Genomic DNA, 3626 nt, shown 5'->3' on the forward strand with positions numbered 1-3626 from the left:
CTCCGTCAATACTATATTCCATATTGGGTTGCACTACAAAAGTAATAGTTCCACTTGGTACGGAACATGTAGGTTGTAAAACACTTGCCAAAACTGGTACACTTGGTGAAGTAGGTACAGAATTAATCGTTACTGGAATAGGATTTGTTGTTATACAATTTCTTTCTATTGAACTTCTTACCGTTAAATTATAGGTATTAGGTGGTAAATTAGAAAAAACCTCACTTGTTCTAAAAGTTATTCCATCAATACTATACTCTACATTAGGTTGAGTTACAAAAGTGATTGTCCCTGTAGTAACAGAACACGTAGGTTGTAAAACACTTGCTAATACTGGTGTTGGTGGTGAACTTGGAACTGGGTTTATCGTTACTGGAAATAGACTTACTGCTGAACAACGTGCTCCTGTAGTATTTCTTATTGTAAGAGTATATGTATTTGGTGATAAATTTGCAAACACTTCACTAGATTGAAAATTTACCCCATCAATACTGTACTCCACATTTAGTTGTGTTACAAATGTAATTGTACCACTTGGCACCAAACAAGTTGGTTGCGTTAAAATAGCACTTGGAGCTACGGGAACAGGCAACAATGGATCAATAACAATAATAGTCGCAGCAGAAACACATCCACTCACATTAGTCTCCGTTAACTCATAAGTTCCTGGTTGTAAACTTGAAAAACTAGTACCTGTTTGAGCAACAACAACTGGTGTAATTCCTGTTAAGGTATACGTAGAAGTCGCTACTGGACTCGTAACATTGATACTTCCTGTGAAAACGGTACAGGTTGGATCTACATGTGTAGCACTTGGGGCTACAGGGACTGGTAATAACGGATCTATAACAATCGTAGTCGCAGCTGAAATACATCCGCTGGCATTCGTCTCGGTTAATTCATAAGTTCCTGGTTGTAAACTTGAAAAACTAGTACCCGTTTGAGCTGCTACCACTGGTGTTATTCCTGTTAAGGTATACACAGAAGTCGCTACGGGAGTTGTAACATTGATACTTCCCGTTAAAACTGTACAGGTTGGATCTACATGTGTAGCACTTGGAGCGATTGGAACTGGTAATAATAGATCTATAATAATCGTAGTTGCTGCAGAAATACATCCACTTGCATTGGTTTCCGTTAATTCGTAAGTACCAGGTTGTAAACTTGAAAAACTAGTACCTGTTTGAGCAGCTACAACTGGTGTAATTCCTGTTAAGGTATACGTGGAAGTCACTACAGGACTCGTTACATTCACACTTCCCGTTAAAACTGTACAGGTCGGATCGGTATGCGTAGCACTTGGAGCGATTGGAACTGGTAATAATGGATCTATAACAATCGTAGTCACAGCAGAGACACATCCGCTGGCATTGGTTTCCGTTAACTCATAAGTCCCTGGTTGTAAATTTGAAAAACTAGTACCTGTTTGAGCAGCTACAACTGGTGTAATCCCTGTTAAAGTATACGTGGAAGTCGCTACGGGACTCGTAATATTCACACTTCCTGTGAAAACTGCACACGTTGGATCTACATGTGTAGCACTTGGAGCTGCAGGAACTGGTAACAATGGATCTATGACAATAGTAGTTGCAGCTGAAACACATCCGCTGGCATTGGTTTCTGTTAACTCATAAGTTCCTGGTTGTAAATTTGAAAAACTAGTACCCGTTTGAGCTGCTACCACTGGTGTAATTCCTGTTAAAGTATACGTGGAAGTCGCTACGGGAGTAGTAACATTCACACTTCCTGTTAAAACGGTACAGGTTGGATCTACATGTGTAGCACTTGGAGCTGCAGGAACTGGTAACAATGGATCTATAACAATCGTAGTTGCAGCTGAAACACATCCGCTTACATTGATCTCCGTTAATTCATAAGTCCCTGGTTGTAAATTTGAAAAACTAGTACCTGTTTGAGCAGCTACAACTGGTGTAATTCCTGTTAAGGTATACGTGGAAGTCACTACAGGACTCGTAACATTGATACTTCCTGTTAAAACGGTACAGGTTGGATCTACATGTGTAGCACTTGGGGCTACAGGGACTGGCAACAATGGATCTATAACAATAGTAGTCGCAGCTGAAATACATCCACTTGCATTGGTTTCCGTTAATTCGTAAGTCCCTGGTTGTAAATTTGAAAAACTAGTACCTGTTTGAGCAGCTACAACTGGTGTAATTCCTGTTAAAGTATACGTGGAAGTCGCTACGGGACTCGTTACATTGATACTTCCTGTTAAAACTGTACAGGTTGGATCTACATGTGTAGCACTTGGAGCTACAGGAACTGGTAACAATGGATCTATAACAATCGTAGCTGCAGCTGAAACACATCCACTCGCATTAGTCTCCGTTAATTCATAAGTACCAGGTTGTAAACTTGAAAAAACTGTTCCTGTTTGAGCAGCAACAACTGGTGTAATTCCTGTTAAGGTATACGTAGAAGTCACTACAGGACTCGTTACATTCACACTTCCTGTTAAAACTGTACAGGTTGGATCTACATGTGTAGCACTTGGAGCTACGGGAACTGGTAATAAAGGATCTATAACAATCGTAGTTGCAGCAGAAACACAGCCGCTTGCATTGGTTTCCGTTAATTCATAAATCCCTGGTTGTAAACTTGAAAAACTAGTACCTGTTTGAGCAGCTACAACTGGTGTAATCCCTGTTAAAGTATACGTGGAAGTCGCTACGGGACTCGTTACATTGATACTTCCTGTTAAAACTGTACAGGTTGGATCAGTATGTGTGGCACCTGGAGCTACGGGAACTAGTAATAAAGAATCTATAACAATCGTAGTTGCAGCAGAAACACATCCACTCACATTAGTCTCCGTTAACTCATAAGTTCCTGGTTGTAAACTTGAAAAACTAGTACCTGTTTGAGCAACAACAACTGGTGTAATTCCTGTTAAGGTATACGTAGAAGTCGCTACTGGACTCGTAACATTGATACTTCCTGTGAAAACTGCACACGTTGGATCTACATGTGTAGCACTTGGGGCTACAGGGACTGGTAATAACGGACCTATAACAATCGTAGTCGCAGCTGAAATACATCCGCTGGCATTCGTCTCGGTTAATTCATAAGTTCCTGGTTGTAAACTTGAAAAACTAGTACCCGTTTGAGCTGCTACCACTGGTGTTATTCCTGTTAAGGTATACACAGAAGTCGCTACGGGAGTTGTAACATTGATACTTCCCGTTAAAACTGTACAGGTCGGATCGGTATGCGTAGCACTTGGAGCGATTGGAACTGGTAATAATGGATCTATAACAATCGTAGTCGCAGCTGAAACACATCCACTCGCATTAGTCTCGGTTAATTCATAAGTTCCTGGTTGTAAACTTGAAAAACTAGTACCTGTTTGAGCAGCAACAACTGGTGTAATTCCTGTTAACGTATACGTCGAAGTCGCTACAGGACTCGTAACATTTACACTTCCTGTTAAAACGGTACAGGTTGGATCTACATGTGTAGCACTTGGAGCTGCAGGAACTGGTAACAATGGATCTATAACAATCGTAGTTGCAGCTGAAATACAGCCACTGGCATTAGTCTCCGTTAACTCATAAGTCCCTGGTTGTAAATTTGAAAAACTAGTCCCTGTTTGAGCAGCTACC

The 3626-nt window shown here is 40.8% G+C and carries 1 protein-coding gene; it reads right to left on the reverse strand.

The annotated features are described in order from the left end of the window. Positions 1-3626, reverse strand: a 3626-nt coding sequence (locus BVC87_RS23630; RefSeq protein ID WP_159439409.1) for a hypothetical protein, incomplete at both ends; no start/stop codon positions are given.

Origin of the sequence: Tenacibaculum agarivorans (assembly GCF_001936575.1) — a bacterium.
In the GTDB taxonomy this organism is placed as follows: domain Bacteria; phylum Bacteroidota; class Bacteroidia; order Flavobacteriales; family Flavobacteriaceae; genus Polaribacter; species Polaribacter agarivorans.